Raw genomic sequence first — 20,248 nt, 5'->3', positions numbered from 1 at the left:
CACTACCCCGGACCGCGACGGCGGCCGCTCAGCCCCGCTGCTCGGGCTCGGCCTCCGCGGGAGCCTCCTTCACCAGGGAGAGCTCGAACTCGAGGGTGATCTTGTCCGAGACGAGCACGCCGCCGGAGTCCAGCGGGGTGTTCCAGGAGACGCCCCAGTCCTTGCGGTCGATGCGTCGCGAGCCCTCCAGGCCGGCTCGCAGCTGCCCGAAGGGATCGGTGTCCACACCCAGCAGCTCCAGCGGCACGGAGATCGTGCGGGTCACGCCCCGGATTGTGAGCTCGCCGGTGACGATGAACTGATTCTCGTCCACCTCATCTACCGCCGTGGAGTCGAACTCGATGGTGGGGTGCTGCTGCGCATCGAAGAAGTCGGCGCTGCGCAGGTGGGCATCGCGCTGAGGACTGCGGGTGTCCACGCTAGCCACCTGCAGGACGACTCGCACCTGCGAGCGCGACATGTCCTCGGCATCCAGCTGCGCGGTGCCCGAGACGTCGTTGAAGGCCCCTCGGACCTTGGTGACCATCGCGTGGCGCGAGGAGAAGCCCACCCGGCTGTGGGTCGGATCGATGCTCCAGGTCCCTGTCAGCTCGCTCTGAGCGCTCATGTTCGTCTCCCCTGCCTGCGTCGTGGCTGCGCGGGCGACCAGACCCCGCTCCCCCATCGTAGGGCCGGGCCCCACCCCGAGGGCACCTCATCGGTCCCCAGTTCAGGGGCGCTCATCTGCCCTGTGAACTGGAGCGATGCATCACCGGGCAGTCACGGGGACCCGCGGCCGCAGCGCCCCGTCGGCTAGTCTCGGTATATGAGAAGCCTCCTGTCATTCATCCTCAACATCATCTGGTTCCTGACCGCCGGATGGACCCTCTTCCTGGGCTACGCGCTGGCCGGGATCCTGGCCTGCCTGCTGATCGTGACCATCCCGTTCGGGCTGGCGTCGTTCCGCATCGCCGGATTCATCATCTGGCCCTTCGGCCGCGAGGTCATCACCACCCGCCGGGCCGGTGCCCTCAGCGGCATCGGCAACATCCTGTGGTTCGTCATCGCGGGCTGGTGGCTCGCCCTGGGCCACGTGCTCACCGCCGTGGCCCAGGCTGTGACGATCATCGGCATCCCGCTGGCATGGGCGAACGTGAAGATGATCCCCGTGACCTGCTTCCCGTTCGGCCGCGAGGTGGTCCCCAGCTCGCAGCTGCGGGCCCGGATGTACCCGGTCGCCAGCGCCTGACCAGTCTGCCGCGGAGCCCCGCGCCTCTTCCGCCGACTCCGCGGCGGTCTGCTGGTGCCCCCACTGGGACTCGAACCCAGACTGAGCGGATTTTAAGTCCGCTGCCTCTGCCGATTGGGCTATGGGGGCCTGGACGTCGGACGCCCCTCCCGCCTGGGCGGAAGGGGCGTCCGGTCGATGTCCGCAGGGTCAGAGCCTGGCCTGCTTGCGCACGACCTCCTGGCCGGTGGCCGTCTCGAAGTTCAGGCGAGGATCGCGCACGTGGCGGATCTGGGTGGTATTGCGCCCGAAGACCATATTGGCAGTCCACTCGCTGAGGATGCGGAACTTACGGTCCAGAGTCGGCATGGCGTAGGCGTGGTAGCCGCGGTGCATGAGCCAGGCCAGGGGGCCGGAGAACTCGATGCCCTTGAGGTTGGCCGCGCCCTTGTACAGGCCCAGGCCCGCCACGGTGCCGAGGCTCTCGTGGTAGTAGTCGTCCAGCGGCTTGCCCTCGCGGGCGGCCAGGATGTTCTTGACCATGACCTTGGCCTGGCGGATGGCGTGCTGCGCGTTCGGGACGCAGAAGCCGCCGGGGCCCTGACCGGACAGATCCGGAACTGCGGCGTTGTCACCGCCGGTCCAGGCGCCCGGGATGGGGCCGTCGTCGCCGGTGACCCGCAGGTCTGCTCCGGCGCGGACGCGGCCGCGGTCGTCGACGGGGAACGGGGTGTTCTTCTTGAACAGCGGGTTCGCCTGGACGCCAGCGGTCCAGATCAGGGTGTCGGCGTCGAACTCGCCGGCCGGGGACTTGTCCTGCATGTTGATCAGCTTGATGTGATCGTCCTCGGCGGATTCCAGCGAGGTGTTCAGCAGCACCTCCACACCGCGCGAGCGCAGCTCGGCCACGACCTTCTCCGCGCGGTCCTGGGAGACCTCGGGCATGATGCGCCCGGCCGCCTCGACCAGCACGAAGCGCAGGTCGGAGACCTTCACGCGCGGGTTGCGCTCTGCGGCCCTGCGTGCCGCGTCCTCGAGCTCGCCGATGGTCTCGATGCCTGCGAAGCCGCCGCCGACCAGCACGAAGGTCAGGGCCTTGCGGCGCTCCGGACCGTCCTCCATCTGGGAGGCGGCGCTGATGCGCTCGAAGACCCAGTTGCGCACCGCCACGGCTTCCTCGATGGACTTCATGCCGATCGCGGACTCGCCCAGCCCCGGGATGGGGAAGGCGCGGGTCACGGAGCCCGCGGCGAGCACGATCTCGTCGTAGGAGACCTCGAAGACGGGGCCGTCGTTGATGGAGGCCACAGTGGCCACGCGCTTGTCGTGGTCGATGCCGATGACACGGCCCGACAGCGACTCGGTGTCCTTGAGGAACTGCTGGAAGGGAGCCACGGCGGAGCGCGCCTCGAGGCTGCCGGCAGCGACCTCCGGGAGGAAGGGCAGATACATCATGTAGGGGTTCGGATCGACGATCGTGACGATGCCGCCGGACTCCTTGATCCGCTTCTGGAGCCCCTGAGCCACGTGGTAGCCCAGGTACCCGCCGCCCACGATGAGGATGCGATTACGGTCCTTTGCCAGGAAAGAGCTAGACATGGTTTCGAGTCTAGTCATAGGACGAGGCCGTCCTCGCCCCCGCTCCCCCGTGCGTCTCGAGAGTTCACGCACATCTCATCCGTCGCCCGGTCGGGAGCCCTCACGAGGGGCTCGCCGAGAGGTGCGGGGCCTCAGCCGCGGCGCAGCAGCCAGCGGATGTGCCGGACCGCCCCGATCGTGATCGCGGCGACCAGCAGCCCGAATCCGGCCAGCACGAAGATCGGCAGCATCCCGGTCGAGTTCAGCGGCTCGACGGGCTCCGGAGCCTCCGCCTCGACCGTCACATCCTCCGTCAGCGGCGGCCCGGAGGTCGCTGCCGAGGCGCTCCGCTCGCTGTCGTGACGGCGATGCACCTCGATCCACTGCTCCATGGAGCCCAGCGGAGAGTCCTCCATCTCAGGCAGGTCCGCGGTCACCGCCCGGTTCACGTCCAGGATCCCGTAGCCGTAGAGCGGGTCCTTGCCGGGCTCGCCCGCGTCCTCGGCCGAGGCCGTGATCCGGTGAGCCACCTCGTCGGCGCTGAGCTCTGGATGCTCCGAGCGGATCAGGGCTGCCGTGCCCGCCACGATGGGGGCGGAGGCGGAGGTGCCCGTCCAGCTGGCATAGCCGTCTCCCGGAGTGGCTCCCACGAGCTCCTCCGCCGGACCCGCCACCGAGATCGAGATCCCCTGCGACGACGACTCCCAGCCGGCCTGCCCGTCCTGATCCACCCCGCCCACGGTCAGCACGCTGGGGATGGTCGCCGGAGCGCCCACCTGCACCAGGCCGTTTCCGCGGTTGCCTGCCGCCGCCACGATCAGGACGTCCTTCTCCTCCGCGTAGGCGAACGCCGAGTCCCAGGACTCGGGCCAGGACTGCTGCGGGGAGCCCACGGACATGTTGATCACGTCGGCGCCGTTGTCGACGGCCCAGCGCACGGCGTCGGGGATCTGCTCGTCGGTCGAGCGCACGCCGGCCTCATCGGTTCCCAGCGCGGTCGACACGGCCAGGATCTCCGCCTCGGGGGCCACGCCGATGATGCCCTCGGCGTGATCGGCGCCGTGGCCGCGCCCGGCCGCGACGGAGGCGACCATGGTCCCGTGATCGGTATCCGCCCCCAGCGGCTCCTGGCCGTTCGCGGCCCCGATGCCGGAGACGTCCGTTCCCCCCGAGACGGCCCCCTCGAGGTCCGGGTGCGAGCCGTCCACGCCGGTGTCGATGATCGCGATCGTGGCGCCCTCCCCGCGCGAAGCCTTCCAGGCGTCGCGGACGCCGTACTCATCGAGCCAGTACTCGTCCGCGCGGGCCTGCGACTCGGAGATCTCGGTGGACTCGGCCGGCTGCGAGGGCTCCGGCACGGGCACATCCGACGGGTCCGTGACCGGCACCGACGGCGCGGGGCCATCCGGCACCGGGGTCTCCTCGGTGGCCTGGACGGGGCCGGCGATGACCGCGCTGGTCAGCATCCCGCTCAGCACGACGGAGGCGCTCAGCGCCACGGCGGTGCGGACCGGGCCCCGCCCTCCATTGCCGGAGGTGCGCTCGGAGGCTGTGGGGCTCATGGTCAGGTCCTTCGTGGACTCCGCGAAGCGGATCCGGGTCGGCAGGCGCCCCGGGGACGTCAGGCCAGCGGAGCCTTCTGGGGGATGGTGGACAGGCGGGACAGTGCGATGCCGTCCAAAATATCGTGCTCGCTCGTGGTGGCGGTGCTCACACGCCCGTCGGTGGCCTCGGCGATCCGCTGCAGCACGCGCCGCCACACCAGGGCGCCGCCGCCGATCACGTCGCCGCGCCCGGGGTGCATGACGCCCAGGGCGTCGCGCTGCTCCCGGGTCATGGCGGTGAGCTCGCGGCAGGTGCGCTCCAGATCGGAGATCGGCAGCTCGGCGCCGTTGATCCGCTGCTCGTCGTAGTCCTCCAGGCCCAGGGCCAGTGCGGTGATGGTGGTGACGGTCCCGGCCACGCCCACGATCTTCCGGGTCTGGCCCAGCGGGACGGTCAGCGCCGCGGAGTCCAGGGCGCGGTCCACATCCGCCAGCACCGCGCGCTGCTGCGCCTCGGTGGGCGGGTTGGAGCCCAGGTGGCGCTCGGTCATGCGCACGCATCCGATGTTCAGCGAGCGCGAGGCCAGGATCCCCGCCGAGCTGCCGAGCACGAGCTCGGTCGAGCCGCCGCCCAGGTCCACGACCAACGTGCGATCGTCCTCGGACTCCGGAGCGGCCACCATGGTGGCCCCCGCGAAGGACAGGGCCGCCTCCTCCTCGCCCGAGATCACCTCGGGGGCCACGCCCAGGCGCGAGCGGATGCCGTCCACGAAGACGTGCCGGTTGCCGGCGTCGCGCGTGGCCGAGGTGGCCACGAAGCGCACCGAGTCCACGGCGTGCTCATCGAGCAGGCGGGCGAAGCCGTCGACGGCCGCGAACGTGCGCTCCAGCGCCTCCTGGGCCAGCCAGCCTGTCGCATCCACGCCCTGGCCCAGGCGGACCATCTCCTTGGTGCGCACGAGCTCGTTCAGCTCGATCTCGGCCGGGGAGGCGCCCACGGCGTCGTCAGCCGCCTCGGTGATCAGCAGGCGGATCGAGTTGGTGCCGCAGTCGATGGCTCCGACGCGCATGGGGGCTCCTCGGTGTACTCGGGCTCTTCAGGGGGTGGGGCGGTGCTCAGGACTCGCGCCAGGCGGGATCGCATCGGCAGATCTGCGGGGACCAGGTGTCGGCGATCAGCTCGAGCGTCTCGTCGCCGAGCAGGTTCACGCCGGGTCCCGCGGACAGCGAGTGTCCGACCAGCACGTGCAGGCACTTCACGCGGGTGGGCATGCCGCCTGCGGAGATGCCGTCGATCTCCGGGACCTCCCCGGAGCCGGCGATGGCGCCGATGCGCTCGCGCCGGGCCAGGTAGTCCTCGTGCGAGCGCTGGTAGGACGCCGCCAGCTGCTCGTCCTCGCCCAGGCGGTCGGTCATCCCGTACATGGCTCCCTCCGCCTCCAGCCGCGAGACGGCTGCCGTGATCACGGGGTGGGCCAGGTAGTAGACCGTGGGGAACGGCGTGCCGCCGGACAGCCTCGGAGCGGTGGCCGCCACGAGCGGGTTGCCGCAGGCGCACCGGGCCGGGATCTCCACCACATCGCGCACGGGCCGGCCCAGCTGGCGGGCCAGCACCTGCAGGTCCAGCTCCTGCGGGCGGCGGTTGGCGGCCGTGGAGTTCAGGCCGCGGGGCTCGGCCACGTCCACGCCGGCCGGGGCGATCCCGGAGACGGTCTGCTCCAGATCCGGGCGCGGCTGATCGCTGCTGGTGCTCTGCTCGCTCACGGGGGTCCTCACTCGGTGGTCTCGGCGGTGGGCGACGACGAGGCGGACGGGTCCTCCTGCGCCTCGTCGAGCTCGGGGAAGCTGTCGGCGGAGTCCTCGGCGCGCTGCGGCCAGGCGGAGTCCTTGAGCGAGCCCCACAGGGCATCGGCCCAGGCCGGCCTGCCGGCGGACTCCTCGACGGCAGAGGTGTCCGCGGCCCCGGTGCCGACCTCGTCGGCGCCGACCACCAGGTAGGAGCGCTGTCCGGGCTCGACCATCATCAACCGCTCCCCTGCCTGCTGCTCGACGTAGTCCGGGTTCTCCCACAGCTCGAGCTCGTCCTGCAGGGCATCCCGGTCGGCGGACTTCTCCTCGATGCTGGCCTCCAGCTCGGCGATCTCCGCCTGCTGGTCCAGGTAGATCTTGGTCGTGGGGGCGGCCAGGAAGACGATGAACAGCACGATCGCCACGACCCACAGCAGTCGACGGCTGCCCGACGACGTCGTGAAGCGTCGCAGGCTGCGCGCGGGGGCCTCGTCGCGCTCGGCCGGATCCGGCTCGGAGCCGCGCTCGGACCGCGGCGCGCGGTCCTCGGTGCGGTGATCGGACACGGATGCTGCTCCTGGCTCTGCGACGGTCTGCGTGCTCGGGGCGTCCCCTCACTGTGCGAGGGCTGCGGGACGCGCGTTCGACGAGCGAGCGGGCCCAGTCTAGTGGCACGCTCGGACCCCGCTCGGCACCGACGAGGCAGCGACTGCCCCCGCGACGACGGACCGCCGCCGCCCTCCCGAGTCAGGAGGACGACGGCGGTCCGCGTGCGGACGGCTGCGTTCAGCCGTTCAGGCGCGCTCTCAGGCCGAGAAGCGCGGGAAGGCCGAGACGCCGGCGTAGGAGGCGGCGTCTCCCAGGGCCTCCTCGATGCGCAGCAGCTGGTTGTACTTGGCCACGCGCTCCGAGCGCGCCGGGGCGCCGGTCTTGATCTGCCCGGCGTTGGTGGCCACGGCGATGTCCGAGATCGTGGTGTCCTCGGTCTCGCCCGAGCGGTGGGAGACCATGCACCGGAACATGTTGGTCTGCGCCAGGGTGATGGCCTCCAGGGTCTCCGTGAGGGAGCCGATCTGGTTGACCTTGACCAGCAGGGCGTTGCCGACGCCCTCGCGGATGCCGCGGGCCAGGAACTCGGGGTTGGTGACGAAGAGGTCATCGCCCACGAGCTGGACCTTCTGCCCGACCGAGGCGGTGAGCTTGGCCCAGCCGTCCCAGTCGTTCTCGTCCAGCGGGTCCTCGATCGAGACCAGCGGGTAGTCGGCCACGAGCTGCTCGTAGTAGGCCGCCATCTCATCGGCCGACTTCTTGCCGCCCTCGAAGGTGTAGGAGCCCTTGTCGAAGAACTCGGAGGAGGCGACATCCAGCGCCAGCGCGATCTGCTCGCCCGGCTTGTAGCCGGCCTTCTCGATGGCGTCCAGGATCAGGTCCAGGGCAGCGCGGTTGGACTCGAGGTCGGGCGCGAAGCCGCCCTCGTCGCCCAGGCCGGTGGACAGGCCGCGGTCCTTCAGCACGGACTTCAGCGCGTGGTAGACCTCGGTGCCGGCGCGCAGAGCCTCCGAGAAGGTGGCGAAGCCGATCGGGGCGATCATGAACTCCTGGATGTCCACGTTGGAGTCCGCGTGGGAGCCGCCGTTGAGGATGTTCATCATGGGCACCGGCAGCACGTGCGCGTTGGGGCCACCCAGGTACTTGTACAGCGGGAGGTCGGCCTCCTCCGCCGAGGCGCGGGCCACGGCCAGCGAGACGCCCAGGATGGCGTTGGCGCCGAGCTTGGACTTGGTCGGGGTGCCATCGAGCTCGAGCATGGCCTGGTCGACCAGGCGCTGGTCGGTGGACTCCATGCCGATGACGGCCTCGGCGATCTCCTCGTTCACGGCCTCGACCGCACCCAGGACGCCCTTGCCCAGGTAGACGTTCTTGTCGCCGTCGCGGCGCTCGACGGCCTCGTGCTCACCGGTGGAGGCGCCCGAGGGCACCGCCGCGCGACCGAAGCTGCCGTCCTCGAGGCGGACCTCGACCTCGACCGTGGGGTTGCCGCGGGAATCGAGGATCTGACGTGCGTGGACGTCGATGATCATGGCCATGGAAGGTCTCCTTCGATCGGTGCTGCGGAAACGGGCCGAGGCGTCCCGCCAGGACCCGGTGCTTCTGCTGACGAGCCTATCGAGAAGGCCCTGTCACGAACATCATTATTGCCTGTGCTTCCGCTCAGTCCTGCGGGAGCCGTGCCGGATCGCGCTGACGGACCCACCGGGCGCTGTGCTCGCGCAGGGCGCGCTCGGCATCCAGTCCGTCCGACGAGGCCTGGCGCACCAGCTCGAACAGGGCCTGCCCCAGCTGCTCCTGAGTGCGCGGGCGGTCCTCGTCCGGCTCCGAGGGGCTCTGCGGCTCCAGTCCGTGGCGCCTGGCCTTCGAGAGGATCTTCTCGGTGCGCTGCAGGGCGGGAAGCCCCGGCGGCACGCCGTCGAACGGGCCGGTGCGCTGGGGCTTCTCGGCCCGCTTGAGCTCCTCCCACCGGGCGTGCAGGGCGGCATCGTCCGAGGCCTCGGCCCTCTGGGCGTCGGCGAAGACCTCGGGGTGACGGCGCACGAGCTTTTCGCTGATCCCCGCCACGACATCGTCGATGTCGAACCCGCCCTGCTGCGCGCTGCGCTCCTGGGCGATCCTCGCGTGGAAGACCACCTGGAGCAGGACGTCGCCGAGCTCCTCCACGAGCTCGTCGCGGTGGGCCTCCGGCCCGCCGGGGGCTTCGACGGCCTCGACGACCTCGTAGGACTCCTCGATCAGATGCTTCACGAGCGAGGAGTGGCTCTGGCGCCCGTCCCACGCGCAGCCGCCGGGCGAGCGCAGACGGTCCATGATCGCCAGCAGCCGCTCGAAGGCCGCCCCCGATCCGTCCTGGCTCACCAGGTGCCCTCGGAAGCCTCGGCCTCGTGAGCGGCCATCATGTCCCCCAGGCCCAGCGGGATGCCCGATCCGCGCACGGCGTCGAACTCCGCTCCGATCCGCGCCTCGAGGGCCACGCGCTGATCCAGCGGCAGGAAGGCCGACTGGGCCGCGCTGCGCTGCAGGGTCTCGAGGTCATCCAGCGAGAACCCGTGCAGGGCCACGAGCTCGCCGAGCTCGGTCGTGAGATCCGTGCCCGAGACCAGCCGGTTGTCCGCCCCGACCACCACGCGGAAGCCCGCACGGTGCAGGAAGCCGATCGGATGGCGCTGCGTGCCGGGGCCCAGGACGCGCACGAGGTTGTGCGGAGGGTTCCAGCCTGCGACCGCACCGGTCTGGCTGTTCGAGCGCGGGCAGACCTCCAGGGCGATGCCGCGGTCGCGCACCCACCGGGCCAGCTCGCCGAGCTCGATCGAGACGTCGTCGTCCGGGGCGTCCGACAGCGCCACGTCCTCGACCAGGCGCACGCCGTGGCCCAGGCGCAGCGCGCGGCCGTCGACCACCGCCGAGCGAAGGGAGTCCAGGCCGGCGCCCTCGCCCGCGTGCAGGGTGACGGGCACCAGGCTGCGCGCCAGCAGGTCCAGGGCCTCCTGGTGCCGGCTGGGCGCGAAGCCCTCCTCCGGTCCGGCCAGGTCGAAGCCCAGCACGCCGCCGGGCTCGTCCGGGGAGAAGCGCTCGACGGTCAGCTGCGCGATCTCGAGGCTGCGGTCGGCCTGGCGCATGGCGCACAGCAGCTGCCCGGCGGAGATCTCCAGGCCCTGCTGGGCGGCCGCGACCACGCCCTCCTGCAGGCCCTCGCTGACGGCGTCGACGGCCTGGCCGAGGCTCAGACCGCCGGCCACGTGCTGCTCGGGGGCCCAACGCAGCTCGGCGTGGATCACGCCGTCGGCGGCGAGGTCCTCGACGGCCTCGCGAGCCGCCCGACGCAGGGCCTCGGCGCTCTGCAGGACCTCGAGGATCACCGAGAAGGTCTGCAGGTAGCGCTCGAGCGAGCCCGAGTCCGCGGACTCGCGCATCCACTGCTCGAGCTCGGCGGCCGAGTCAGCGGGCGGCTCGGTGCCCGCGGCCCCGGCGAGCTCGAGCAGGGTCTGCGGGCGCAGGCCGCCGTCGAGATGATCGTGGAGGCTGATCTTAGGAAGGGAGCGCAGGACCCCGCCGGCCGAGCCGACGGGGTCCTGGCTCCCGGGCTGACCGGCGGGGCCGGTGCTCGGGATCTGGGTCATGGGATCAGTAGTTCCAATCCTGGAGTGCGTCGTTGACGTGCTGCGGGATGTTCGCCCCGGTGCGCGGGTACATGCGCAGCTCCTCGACGTAGTTCTGCGAGGGCAGGCGGTTCTCGTAGCGCACGAACGCCTCCTCGTCGTCGTAGTCGAAGGAGACCTCCGGGGGGATGCCCGGACGGAAGCGGAACATGATCGCCAACGGGGCGCCCTCGCCCTCGACGTACGAGTCCTGCTTGAGGGCCTGGACCTGCAGGTCCTCCTCGGGGATCAGGTCGAAGGTCGAGCGCTGGTCCCAGAAGCCGCCCTGGCGCACGTGGGTCAGGGCGTCGTAGTAGGTGCCCAGCGTGCGCACGCGGATCAGCACGGTCGAGACGTCGCGGGCGGAGCCGTCGGCACCGAAGAGACGCTTCTGCGCGCCGGCCACGCGGCGGGCGATGTCCTTCTGCGACAGGACCTTGTTGCCCTGGGCCAGGTCCTCGCCGCCCGCTGCCTGCTCCGCGGCGCGGTACGACGGGGCCACATCGGCGCCGCTGGCGACCGTGGGGGCGCCGGAGCCGTCCCGGCTGGACACCGAGTGCGCGGCTGCCGCACCCGTGGGCGCGGCTGCCGGGGAGCGCCGGGCGCCGCTGTCATCGCGCCACTCGTCGTGATCGACGTGCGCCGGGATCTGCTCGCCCTGGGCCTGCGAGGCTGCGGAGGTGCCCGCGTGCTGCTCGCTCGCGCCGGAGCCAGCGGCGGACTGGTGGCCCGCCGTGCGCGCGACCGACTCCTGGACCTCGTGGTCCACCTCGATCGGCTCCTGGCCCTGCTGGCGGGGCGCGAGGTTGTCGACCGTGCCGTTGTCGGTCAGCTGGCCCTCGGGCACGCGCCGCTGCTCCGAGCCGGCGACGACGCCTGCCGCGCCGGCACCGGCCGCGGCGCCGGCGACGCCGGCACCCGCGGAGCGCTGCTCGGCCTCGACGGGGCGCGCCTCGGCGCCCGAGGTCTCGGATGCTGCTGCCTCGGTGCCCCGAGCATCAGCGGTCCGTGCCTCAGCAGGACGAGCCTCCTGGGTCCGTGCCTCGGGGGTGCGGGCCTCGGTGTCCTGGACGGCCTGCGGCTCGCGGCTCAGGGCCTCGGAGTCGCGGCGACGGTCCTCGCGGGACTCGGCCCCCAGGTCGCGCTGCTCAGCGGCGGGCTCGTCCGTGCCGGCCTGATCCTGCCCGAGCGGAGCCGACTGGTCGCGGCCGCCGGCGGCCGCAGCAGCTCCGGCACCGGCGCCGGCCCCCGCGCCGACACCCGCTGCGGTGGCCCCCCGTGCGGGCGCCGCCCTGCGAGGAATCGCCCAGCGGGCCCTGCGCGGCGGGATCGGCCTGAGCGGAGTCGGCCGAACGCGGCGACGTCGCCGCATCGGAGGCGGGCTGTGCCTCACCGCCCTGCGCAGCACGGCTCTGTGCGGCACCGGCCTGCGCGGAGCCGCTGGCGACCCGGTACTGCTCCGTGCGGTGCTCGGCGGCCGGGAAGTCGTAGTCCACGGTGACGGAGCGGCCATCGGCCTCCGGTGCGGCCGCCGTGATGACGACGGTCTGCCAGGCGCCCGTGGACGAGTTCATGGACTCGGTGTAGAGGGCGGCGACGTCGTCGAACAGGGGCGAGGCCTGGTCGACCACGCCGGAATCGGTCTCCGGGGAGCCGTCGGCCGCGGCGCGCTCGGACTGGTAGCTCATGGTCGAGCCGCGCTGGACCAGGGTCAGCTTGGCGCGCTCGGCGCCGTCGACGAGCAGGCCGTCGACCAGGCTGCGCAGCGGGCCGGACTCCGGCAGCTGCTGGCCCGCGGCAGCGGTATCTCAGCGCCGCGAGGCTGCGTCTGCTGGACATCCGCGTCCGCTGTGCGCGGCTCGCTCTCGGGGGTCTGCTTCCTGCTGAAAAGTCCCATCATGTCCTCCAGGTCGTCAGTCTCGTTCCGCCGGATCGGCGCACCGCCGGCACTGTCTGCCACCAGACTACAAGTCGCCTCTCACAAGTCCTCGAATTCCACGACTCCGAGGACCACATCGGCCCGACTCGAGGCCTGCGGCCGGTCGGGGCCCACCGAGATCGCACCGAGCACGAGCTGCTCGGCGCGCTCGAAGGCCTCCGGGGTGTCCGTCATGAGCGTGGCCAGGCGCTGCCCCGCCCGGACCTGCTGGCCTCGCTCCACGTGCAGGAGCACTCCGGCTCCGGCCTGGACCGGGTCCTGGCTGCGCTCGCGCCCGGCGCCCAGGCTCCAGCTGGCCGTGCCGATGCCGAGCGCCTCGATGCCCTGCACCGTTCCGCCTTCTGCCGCGACGACCTCCTGCTCGTGCCGCGCCCGCGGCAGCTCGGCATCGGGGTCGCCGCCCTGCGCTGCGATCATGCGGCGCCAGGAGTCCATGGCGCGGCCGTCGGCGAGCGCGTCGGCGGGATCGTCGTCCACTCCGGCCAGGGCGAGCATCCGGCGGGCCAGCTCGAGCACGAGCTCGACCAGGTCGGCCGGACCGCCGCCGGCCAGGACCTCGAGGGACTCCTGCACCTCGCAGGCGTTGCCCACGGCTCGGCCCAGAGGGGCGGACATGTCGGTGAGCACCGCGGAGGTCGGCAGGCCGGCGTCGTGGCCGAGACCGACCATGGTCCGGGCCAGCTGCTCCGCGGATCCGCGGTCCTTCATGAACGCGCCGGAGCCGACCTTGACGTCCAGCACGAGGCCGCCGGCGCCCTCGGCGATCTTCTTGGACATGATCGACGAGGCGATCAGCGGGATGGAGTCGACCGTGGCGGTGACGTCGCGCAGCGCGTAGAGACGGCGATCGGCCGGAGCGAGATCCCCGCCGGCCGCGCACACCACCGCGCCCACGTCCTGCAGCTGCGCCAGCAGCTGGTCGTGGGTGAGCTCTGCCGTCCACCCGGGGATGGCCTCGAGCTTGTCCACGGTGCCGCCGGTCTGCCCCAGGCCGCGGCCCGACAGCTGCGGGACGGCGACCCCGTGGGCGGCCACGAGCGGAGCCAGCGGCAGGGTGGTCTTGTCCCCCACACCGCCGGTCGAGTGCTTGTCGACGGTCGGCAGCCTCCACCCGCCGCGGCGCAGCCCGGTGAAGTCCAGGCGGGTGCCGGAGTCGATCATGGCCTCGGTCCAGGCCGAGGTCTCCTCCCGATCCATGCCCCGGAACCAGATCGCCATGGCCAGGGCGGCCATCTGCTCCTCGCTCAGCACCCCGCGGACGTAGGCGTCCACGGCCCAGCGGATCCGCGGCTCATCCAGCCGACCCCCGTCCCGCTTGGCCCGGATGACGTCCACGGCAACGAAAGGCTTTCGGACCGGGGACTGCTGCTGCGCGCTCACAGGACGAAGGCGTCCGGGAGGACCTGGTCCATGGTGCGCAGCCCGCTCACGGTGAGCAGCTGCAGCTGATCCCCGCCGTGCTCGTGCAGCAGCTGGCGGCAGCGGCCGCACGGCATGAGCACCGAGCCCTGGCCGTCGACGCACACGAAGTGCGTCAGCCGTCCGCCGCCGCTGGCGTGCAGGGCGCTGACCAGGCCGCATTCGGCGCACAGCGTGAGCCCGTAGCTGCCGTTCTCGACATTGCACCCGGAGACCACGCGTCCGTCGTCCACGAGCGCGGCCGCCCCCACCTTGAAGCGGGAGTACGGGACGTAGGCGTGCCGCATGGCCCGGCGGGCCTCCTCGATCAGCCCCGCCCAGGGCTGCTCGGCGATCAGCTCCTCCAGCCGTGCGCCTTCGATGCTCTCGGTCATCTCCTGCTCCTCCTCGTCTCGACGGCCGCGCCCCGTGCTGTGCGGGCCCGGCCGTGACGCCTCAGCCGGCGTCCTCCTGGGATTCGATCTCCAGCTCGCCGTCGATGATCTGCTGGCGCAGCCCGGCGACCTCGGCGGCCAGCTCCGGGCCCACGCGCTCCTGCTGGTCGTGGTGATCGGCGATGCCCACTCCCCCGTTCTCGAGGGTCCCCACGTAGGGGTCCAGATCGAGTTCACCGTCTTCCAGGTCGCGCACCAGCGACTCCACGGGCCCTGTGAGGTCCTTGAGCACCGAGGTCAGCTGGTGCGATCGCTGGGCCTCCGGCAGGACGTCGTAGCCGTCGGTGTCGACCCAGATGAACAGCGCCTGGTCCGAGCCCTCACCCGTGGCGGCCACGGCCTGCGCGGTGCCCTCGGAGGCGCCTCCGGCGGCCGGCAGGACGATGTCCGCGCCGTTGTCCAGGAAGCCCTCGGTGACCTCCCGGGCGCCCTCGACGTCCTTGAACGAGCCGAGCATGGTGCCCTCCTGCTCCTGCCGGTCCCAGCCGAGCAGCTCGACGTCGTCGTCCTTCAGCTCATTCCAGTGCTCGACGCCCTCGGCGAAGCCGTCGAGCACGAGCCTCACCCGGGGGATGTCCTCGCCCCCGAAGGCTGCGACCGTGCCGGTCTCGGTAGTGCCTGCGGCCAGGTAGCCGGCCAGGAACGCGGCGGTGCCGGAGTCGAAGCTCAGCGGCTTGACATTGCCGAGGCCCTCGCCTGCGGAGTCGTCCACGGTCGCGAAGGCGGCCTGCGGGTTCTCGGCGGCGACCTCCAGGGCGACCTGCGACAGCGGCTGCCCGTTGGCGATCGTGAGGTCGCAGCCGCTCTGGACCATGGAGCGCAGGGCAGGGTCGGACTCGGTATCCGAGCCCACCACGGACTCACGGGTCGAGACCCCCGTGTCACGGGCCGCCTGCTCGAGCCCCTCGTGCGCGCTCTGATGGAAGCTGAGGTCCTCGAAGCCCTCTCCATCGGCCACCATGCAGACGGTGGCCTCCTCCGCCGCGCCGAGCCCGGAGTCCTCCGACAGCTCGCCGCAGGCGCTGAGCGCGAGCGCGCTCAGACCGACCGCGCAGGCGGCTGGCACGGGACGGCGGAGGGACATGGCTGCTTCCGGGTGCTGTGGGGAGGGCGATCGCCTGAAGTCTACGTTCCCGCGCCGGGTCGGGTCGGCTGCCGACCCTCGATGATCTGCTGGCGCAGCTGCCTCAGCTCCTGGGCGGTCTGCTCGTCCACGCGCTGCGCCTGATCATGGAAGTCCCCCAGAGCGACGCCCCGGTTGGCCAGGGTCCCCGTGTAGTCGTCGGCCTCAGCCCCGGGAGTCGCGTACTGGGTCATCACATCGGCGACGGCGGAGCCCACCTCCTTGCGCACCGAGGTCAGCTGCCGAGTGCGCTGCTCATCGGGCAGCACCTCCCAGCCGTCCACGTCGACCCACACGAACAGCGCGTCGTCGTCCTGGGCGATCGTCTCGGTGGCGCCCAGCCCCGCGCGCCCCACCACGGGCATGATGACGTCGGCGTCGTCGTCGAGCTGCCGACGCGTCAGCTCGGCGGCGACCTCCGTGCGAGCGAAGTCCCCGACGAAATCGCCGGTGCGCTCGCGCGGATCCCAGCCGATCAGCTGCACGTCGTCGTCGTGGACCTCGTTCCAGTGCTCGATCCCGGCCGCGTAGCCGTCGAGGAAGTCGTGGACCTCGGGGATGTCCTCCCCTCCGAAGGCGCCCACGCGCCCGGTCTCGGTGGCCGAGGCGGCAGCGTATCCGGCGAGGAACCCGGGCTGCGAGGCGTCGAAGACCAGCGTGCGGACATTGGGCAGATGGATCGAGTCGTCGTCGATGATCGCGAAGTCCTGATCGGGATGGCGCTCGGCGGCCGCCTCGACCTGCTCCACGAGCGTGGAGCCCATGGCGACCACCAGGTCGCAGCCGCCGGCCGGATCGGCCATCTCCTTCAGCAGCTGCTCGGACTCCCGCGGCGAGCCCGACTCCTCGGTGCGCACCTCGATGCCCAGGGAGTCTTCGAGCATCCGGCTGGAGTCGTGGATGTCCTGAATGAAGCTGCGGTCGCGGAAGCCGCCGCTGGAGCCGAGCACGCAGCCGGTGAAATCGACTGCGTCCTCTCCGGATCCCGCCGCGGTGCGCGGGGCGGCGCACGAGCTGAGCAGGGCAGCAGCGCAGACAGCAGCAGCCAGCGCCGCTGCTGCGCGCCGGGGACGTCTCTGGCGGCGGCGACCGGGCGCCGCCGCACGGGCACGGTGCGAACGGAGGGGGGAAGTCATAGCTGTGGGGGGGGGGGCTCCTGCGATGCTGTGCGACGAGACCTTCAGGGGGGACATCTCATCGGCAGCGGCCGGGTTCTGCGGTGCTGAGGGGACGAGCGATCAGCGGAGGGCGGATTCTCTCACGTGGTGCGCCACGGCGCGCAGGGCCGTGCTGGCCATGACCTGGATGCCGCAGGCGATGGCGTCCTCGTCGGCGATGTAGTCGGCCTGGTGCAGATCGTGGGTCTGGCCCCCTCGGGTGCGGGTGCCCAGGCGCATCATGGCGCCGGGGACCTCCTGGAGGTACCAGGCGAAGTCCTCGCCGCCCATGGACTGCTCCACGAGCACCACGGCGTCCTCGCCGAGCTCCGCGCGGGCGGCGTTCTCGATCATGGTGGTCTCCAGCTCGCCGTTGACCACCGGCGGGACGCCCCGCACGTGCTCCAGGTCCACCTCCACGCCGTACGGCGCGGCGACGTCCCCGACGACCTGGTCGAGCAGCTCTCCGGCCTGGTGCCAGGCTTCGGCGTCGAGGCAGCGCATGGTCCCCGCCAGGGTGCCCTCCGAGGGGATGGCGTTGGGGGCCACGCCCGCTCCGATCTCGCCCCAGACCACCTGCACACCCGAGCGGACGTCGATGCGGCGCGAGAGGATCGCCGGGACGTTGATCGCGATCTGGGCCATGGCGAAGACCAGGTCCTGCGTCAGGTGCGGGCGCGAGGTGTGACCGCCCGCTCCGGACAGCCGCAGCCGCACCGTGTCCGAGGCCGAGGTGATCGCCCCGATGCGGGTGCCGACCTGGCCGACGTCGACCTTGGGCTCGCAGTGCAGCGCGAAGATCCGCGGGACCCCCTCCAGGACGTCCTGCTCGATCACGGTCAGGGCGCCGCCGGGCAGCTGCTCCTCGGCCGGCTGGAACACGACGCGGACCCGCCCGGACAGCGGCGAGGTGCGGTTCAGATCGGCCAGCACGGTGGCCACGCCGAGCATCACGGTGGTGTGGATGTCGTGACCGCACATGTGCGCGACCCCGGGGTTCTGCGAGGAGAACTCGAGACCGGTGGCCTCCTGGATCGGGAGGGCGTCGATATCCGCTCGCAGCGCGACCGACAGCTCGCCGGTCCCGATGTCCACGTAGCAGCCCGTGCTGCGCAGCCGCACCGGCTCCAGGCCGACGGCCTCGAGCTCGGTCATCAGCCGGTCGGTCGTGCGGTGCTCCCGGTAGGACAGCTCCGGGTGCGAGTGCAGGTCGCGGCGGAACTCGATCAGGTGCGGCAGGAAGCGGCGGACGAGCGGCGCGATCGACAGGGCCTGGCCGCCGTCGTCGAACCGGTGCCGGGGGGCTTCGCTGCTGGACGTGCTCGCGGCGGGGGAATCGGACATTGCCTCAGGATACGGCGCAGCCGCGAGCCGACGGACCACGGCGCGGCCTCCCGGAGGAGGCCGCGCGCCGGAGAAGGGGTCCTGGTCAGAGGACGTCGGTGTCGCCGGCGGCCTTCAGGGAGTTGACGGTCTCCTTGACGCGCTGGGCGTGCTCGCGCGTGGTGACCAGCAGGGCGTCGGGCGTGTCCACCACGACGATGTCCTCGACGCCGATCAGCGCGACGACCCGGCCGGTGTCCGAGACGACGATCCCGGAGGAGCTGTCCACGAGCACGCGCGGGTTCTCGCCCAGCACCGCCACGTCGTCCGATTCCCGCGGGTGGTTCAGCCGGGACATGGCCGCGAAGTCCCCGACGTCGTCCCAGGAGAAGGAGCCCGGAACCACGGCGACATCCCCGACCGCCGCCGCCGGCTCGGCCACGGCGTAGTCGATCGCGATCTTGGGCAACTGCTCCCAGACCCGGGCCATCACCTCGTCCTGATCCTCGGTGCCCCAGGCATCGGCGATCTCGGACAGCCCGGCGAAGAGCTCCGGCTCGTTGGTCTGCAGGTGCTGCATCATCAGGGCCGCCGGGGCCACGAACATGCCGGCGTTCCAGAGGTAGTCGCCGCTGGCCACGTAGGAGCGGGCGGTGTCCTCATCCGGCTTCTCCACGAATTGCTCGACGTCGCGGGCCGACGGCGCGCCGTCGACGTCCAGGGGCTTCCCGGCCTTGATGTAGCCGAAGCCGGTCGACGGAGCGGTCGGGCGGATGCCGATGGTCACGACCTTGCCGGTGCGGGCGGTCAGCACGGCCTCGCGCACGGCCTCCTGGAAGACATCCGCGGGCTCGATCACGTGATCTGCGGCGAACGAGCCGATCACGGCTCCCGGATCGCGGCGCTCCAGCAGGATGCTGGCCAGCCCGATCGCAGCCCCGGAATCGCGCGGCGACGGCTCCAGGACCAGGTCCTCGGCCGACAGCTCCGGCAGCTGCTGGCTCACGGCCCCGGCGTGGCTGCGTCCGGTCACGACCATGATGGAGCCGCGGCTCAAGGGCGCCAGGCGCTCGTAGGTGGCGCGCAGCAGGGACGAGCCCGAGCCGGTGAGATCCAGCAGGAACTTGGGCGCGTCCGCCCTCGAGAGGGGCCACAGCCGGGACCCCACGCCGCCGGCGGGGATGAAGGGATGGAAATGCTCAAGAGGTTCCGTCACGGATCGCATGATATCGCCCGGGGCGCGCCGCCCGGCCCAGCGCCGCCCTGCCGGGCCGTCCACCGTTCGGCGAGGCTCCGGGTCCGGCCGGGCCCTGCAGGAGCCCTCAGCAGCTGTGAGAACCGCGCGAAACCGCCGCGTGAGGACGCTGACACCTCGTCGCCAAGTGGCCGCTTCCCAGACATCCGACTGGTAGTGTGGCCCGTGAATCCGCTGACAATTCCATGCAACACGCCTCAGGCGCTCGGCCGTCGGCGCGCACGCGCGCCCGCCGAGATCCCCGAACGGGCAATCGGCCTGAGGAGATACAGGGAGGTATCACATCGTGGCGACCACAGCACCCGCGGTCCGGACCCGGCCGGAATCCGCCGGGAAGATCGGATCGGGCACCCTCTATCGCGGAGGATTCGGAATGTGGTCGTGGGTGGCCCACCGGATCAGCGGCGTGGGCATCTTCTTCTTCCTCCTGGTCCACGTCCTCGACACCGCCATGGTCCGCGTGGATCCCGAGGCCTACAACGCCGTGATGGCGACCTACAAGAACCCGATCATGGGCATCGGCGAGATGGGCCTGGTGGCGGGCATCGTCTACCACGCCTTCAACGGCGTGCGCATCATCCTGGTCGACTTCTGGTCGAACGGCGCCAACCACCAGAAGAAGCTCTTCTGGGCGGTGGCCATCGCCTGGCTGGTCGTGATGGTGCCGTTCGCCATCGTCCACGTGTACTACATGTTCATCCACTGATCGCGAGGGGATCCACACACATGAGCACTCCGCTGAAGTCCAAGATCGCCGTCCCTCGCAGCAACGACCGCGAGGTCGCCGGCGTCAAGTACAACCGGTCCACCTCCGGGCGCAGCAAGTTCGAGATGCTGGCATGGCTCTACATGCGCATCTCGGGCGTCGTGCTGCTGGTCCTGGTGTTCGGCCACCTCTTCGTCAACCTGATCGCCCCCGAGGGCGGCGTCCACGCCATCGACTTCGGATTCGTCGGCGGCAAGTGGGCCAACCCGTTCTGGCAGGTCTGGGACCTGCTGCTGCTGTGGCTCGCCCTGCTGCACGGCGGCAACGGCATGCGCACGATCATCGACGACTACGCCGAGCGCACCGGCGTCCGCTTCTGGCTCAAGATCGCGCTCTTCGTCGCCGTCGCCTTCACGATCCTGCTCGGCACCATGGTGATCTTCACCTTCGAGCCCTGCCCCGCCGGCGCGGATCCCGAGCTGCTGGCCAGCTTCTGCACCGCGAGCTGACCGTCCGCCGCCGCAGCTCCCGCCCGCCGATGACGCCGGGCCCGCGCACTGCGGCGGCGCCGCCCAGCACCTCCCA

The 20,248-nt window shown here is 71.5% G+C and carries 20 protein-coding genes and 1 tRNA gene; 3 read left to right on the top strand and 18 right to left on the bottom strand.

Annotation, left to right across the window (positions count from 1 at the left end):
* Positions 1 to 28: 28 nt before the first annotated feature.
* Entirely contained in the window at positions 29 to 607 is a 579-nt protein-coding gene (locus tag OVA15_RS00530; RefSeq protein WP_204782795.1) for a YceI family protein, read from the bottom strand.
* Between the two features lie 198 nt (positions 608 to 805).
* On the opposite strand from OVA15_RS00530, the gene OVA15_RS00525 reads away from it, so the two are divergent.
* Entirely contained in the window at positions 806 to 1,228 is a 423-nt protein-coding gene (locus tag OVA15_RS00525; RefSeq protein ID WP_268142380.1) for a YccF domain-containing protein, read from the top strand.
* A gap of 52 nt (positions 1,229 to 1,280) precedes the next feature.
* Here OVA15_RS00525 and OVA15_RS00520 read toward each other — a convergent pair.
* The 17 genes from OVA15_RS00520 to OVA15_RS00440 form a co-directional block, all read right to left on the bottom strand.
* Positions 1,281 to 1,357 (bottom strand) — tRNA-Leu (locus tag OVA15_RS00520).
* Between the two features lie 60 nt (positions 1,358 to 1,417).
* Complete coding sequence (locus OVA15_RS00515; protein ID WP_268142378.1) at positions 1,418 to 2,806, bottom strand: NAD(P)/FAD-dependent oxidoreductase; 1,389 nt, start codon at positions 2,804 to 2,806, stop codon at positions 1,418 to 1,420.
* A gap of 131 nt (positions 2,807 to 2,937) precedes the next feature.
* Positions 2,938 to 4,347, bottom strand: coding sequence for a S8 family peptidase (locus tag OVA15_RS00510; RefSeq protein ID WP_268142376.1), 1,410 nt, complete (start codon positions 4,345 to 4,347; stop codon positions 2,938 to 2,940).
* 59 nt (positions 4,348 to 4,406) lie between these two features.
* On the bottom strand, positions 4,407 to 5,399 hold the full coding sequence (locus OVA15_RS00505) for a Ppx/GppA phosphatase family protein (protein ID WP_006215496.1): 993 nt from the start codon (positions 5,397 to 5,399) through the stop codon (positions 4,407 to 4,409).
* Between the two features lie 46 nt (positions 5,400 to 5,445).
* A complete protein-coding gene (locus OVA15_RS00500) occupies positions 5,446 to 6,009 on the bottom strand; it encodes a DUF501 domain-containing protein (RefSeq protein WP_375543934.1) in 564 nt (187 codons plus the stop codon).
* A 92-nt stretch (positions 6,010 to 6,101) separates the two neighbouring features.
* A complete protein-coding gene (locus OVA15_RS00495) occupies positions 6,102 to 6,683 on the bottom strand; it encodes an FtsB family cell division protein (protein ID WP_006215498.1) in 582 nt (193 codons plus the stop codon).
* Between the two features lie 240 nt (positions 6,684 to 6,923).
* Positions 6,924 to 8,204 (bottom strand): phosphopyruvate hydratase, encoded by a 1,281-nt coding sequence (eno, locus tag OVA15_RS00490; RefSeq protein WP_006215499.1) that lies wholly within the window; start codon positions 8,202 to 8,204, stop codon positions 6,924 to 6,926.
* Between the two features lie 124 nt (positions 8,205 to 8,328).
* A complete protein-coding gene (locus OVA15_RS00485) occupies positions 8,329 to 9,027 on the bottom strand; it encodes a MazG family protein (RefSeq protein ID WP_006215500.1) in 699 nt (232 codons plus the stop codon).
* Positions 9,024 to 10,289, bottom strand: a complete 1,266-nt coding sequence (locus tag OVA15_RS00480; protein ID WP_053446955.1) for an adenosine deaminase — start codon at positions 10,287 to 10,289, stop codon at positions 9,024 to 9,026. The genes OVA15_RS00485 and OVA15_RS00480 overlap by 4 nt, the downstream gene beginning before the upstream one ends.
* 4 nt (positions 10,290 to 10,293) lie before the next feature.
* Positions 10,294 to 11,154: a hypothetical protein gene (locus OVA15_RS00475; protein WP_268142371.1), complete on the bottom strand. Its 861-nt coding sequence runs from the start codon at positions 11,152 to 11,154 to the stop codon at positions 10,294 to 10,296.
* 301 nt (positions 11,155 to 11,455) lie between these two features.
* Positions 11,456 to 11,995 (bottom strand): hypothetical protein, encoded by a 540-nt coding sequence (locus OVA15_RS00470; protein WP_268142369.1) that lies wholly within the window; start codon positions 11,993 to 11,995, stop codon positions 11,456 to 11,458.
* Between the two features lie 290 nt (positions 11,996 to 12,285).
* Positions 12,286 to 13,581, bottom strand: a complete 1,296-nt coding sequence (locus tag OVA15_RS00465) for a thymidine phosphorylase (RefSeq protein ID WP_268142367.1) — start codon at positions 13,579 to 13,581, stop codon at positions 12,286 to 12,288.
* Between the two features lie 41 nt (positions 13,582 to 13,622).
* Positions 13,623 to 14,039 (bottom strand): cytidine deaminase, encoded by a 417-nt coding sequence (locus OVA15_RS00460; RefSeq protein ID WP_268142365.1) that lies wholly within the window; start codon positions 14,037 to 14,039, stop codon positions 13,623 to 13,625.
* Positions 14,040 to 14,100: 61 nt separating this feature from the next.
* A complete protein-coding gene (locus tag OVA15_RS00455) occupies positions 14,101 to 15,183 on the bottom strand; it encodes a BMP family ABC transporter substrate-binding protein (RefSeq protein WP_268142363.1) in 1,083 nt (360 codons plus the stop codon).
* Between the two features lie 41 nt (positions 15,184 to 15,224).
* Complete coding sequence (locus OVA15_RS00450; RefSeq protein WP_268142361.1) at positions 15,225 to 16,172, bottom strand: BMP family ABC transporter substrate-binding protein; 948 nt, start codon at positions 16,170 to 16,172, stop codon at positions 15,225 to 15,227.
* A gap of 288 nt (positions 16,173 to 16,460) precedes the next feature.
* Positions 16,461 to 17,723 carry an amidohydrolase gene (locus OVA15_RS00445; RefSeq protein ID WP_006215507.1) on the bottom strand — a complete coding sequence of 421 codons (1,263 nt, stop codon included), beginning with the start codon at positions 17,721 to 17,723 and terminating at the stop codon, positions 16,461 to 16,463.
* Between the two features lie 85 nt (positions 17,724 to 17,808).
* The gene (locus OVA15_RS00440; protein WP_029643361.1) at positions 17,809 to 18,927 is read right to left on the bottom strand and encodes a mannose-1-phosphate guanylyltransferase; all 1,119 of its coding nucleotides are present in this window, start codon (positions 18,925 to 18,927) and stop codon (positions 17,809 to 17,811) included.
* A gap of 403 nt (positions 18,928 to 19,330) precedes the next feature.
* Between OVA15_RS00440 and sdhC the strand changes: the two genes are divergently transcribed.
* Together sdhC and OVA15_RS00430 are read left to right on the top strand one after the other, a co-directional pair.
* Positions 19,331 to 19,663, top strand: a complete 333-nt coding sequence (gene sdhC / locus OVA15_RS00435; RefSeq protein ID WP_241180359.1) for a succinate dehydrogenase, cytochrome b556 subunit — start codon at positions 19,331 to 19,333, stop codon at positions 19,661 to 19,663.
* Positions 19,664 to 19,683: 20 nt separating this feature from the next.
* Positions 19,684 to 20,172, top strand: coding sequence for a succinate dehydrogenase hydrophobic membrane anchor subunit (locus tag OVA15_RS00430; protein WP_006215510.1), 489 nt, complete (start codon positions 19,684 to 19,686; stop codon positions 20,170 to 20,172).
* Positions 20,173 to 20,248: the final 76 nt, after the last annotated feature.

It is taken from the genome of Kocuria sp. SL71, assembly GCF_026672465.1.
GTDB lineage: Bacteria > Actinomycetota > Actinomycetes > Actinomycetales > Micrococcaceae > Kocuria > Kocuria palustris.
Note: the sequence above shows the minus strand (reverse complement) of the source record. Positions and strands in the feature narration are given on the sequence as shown.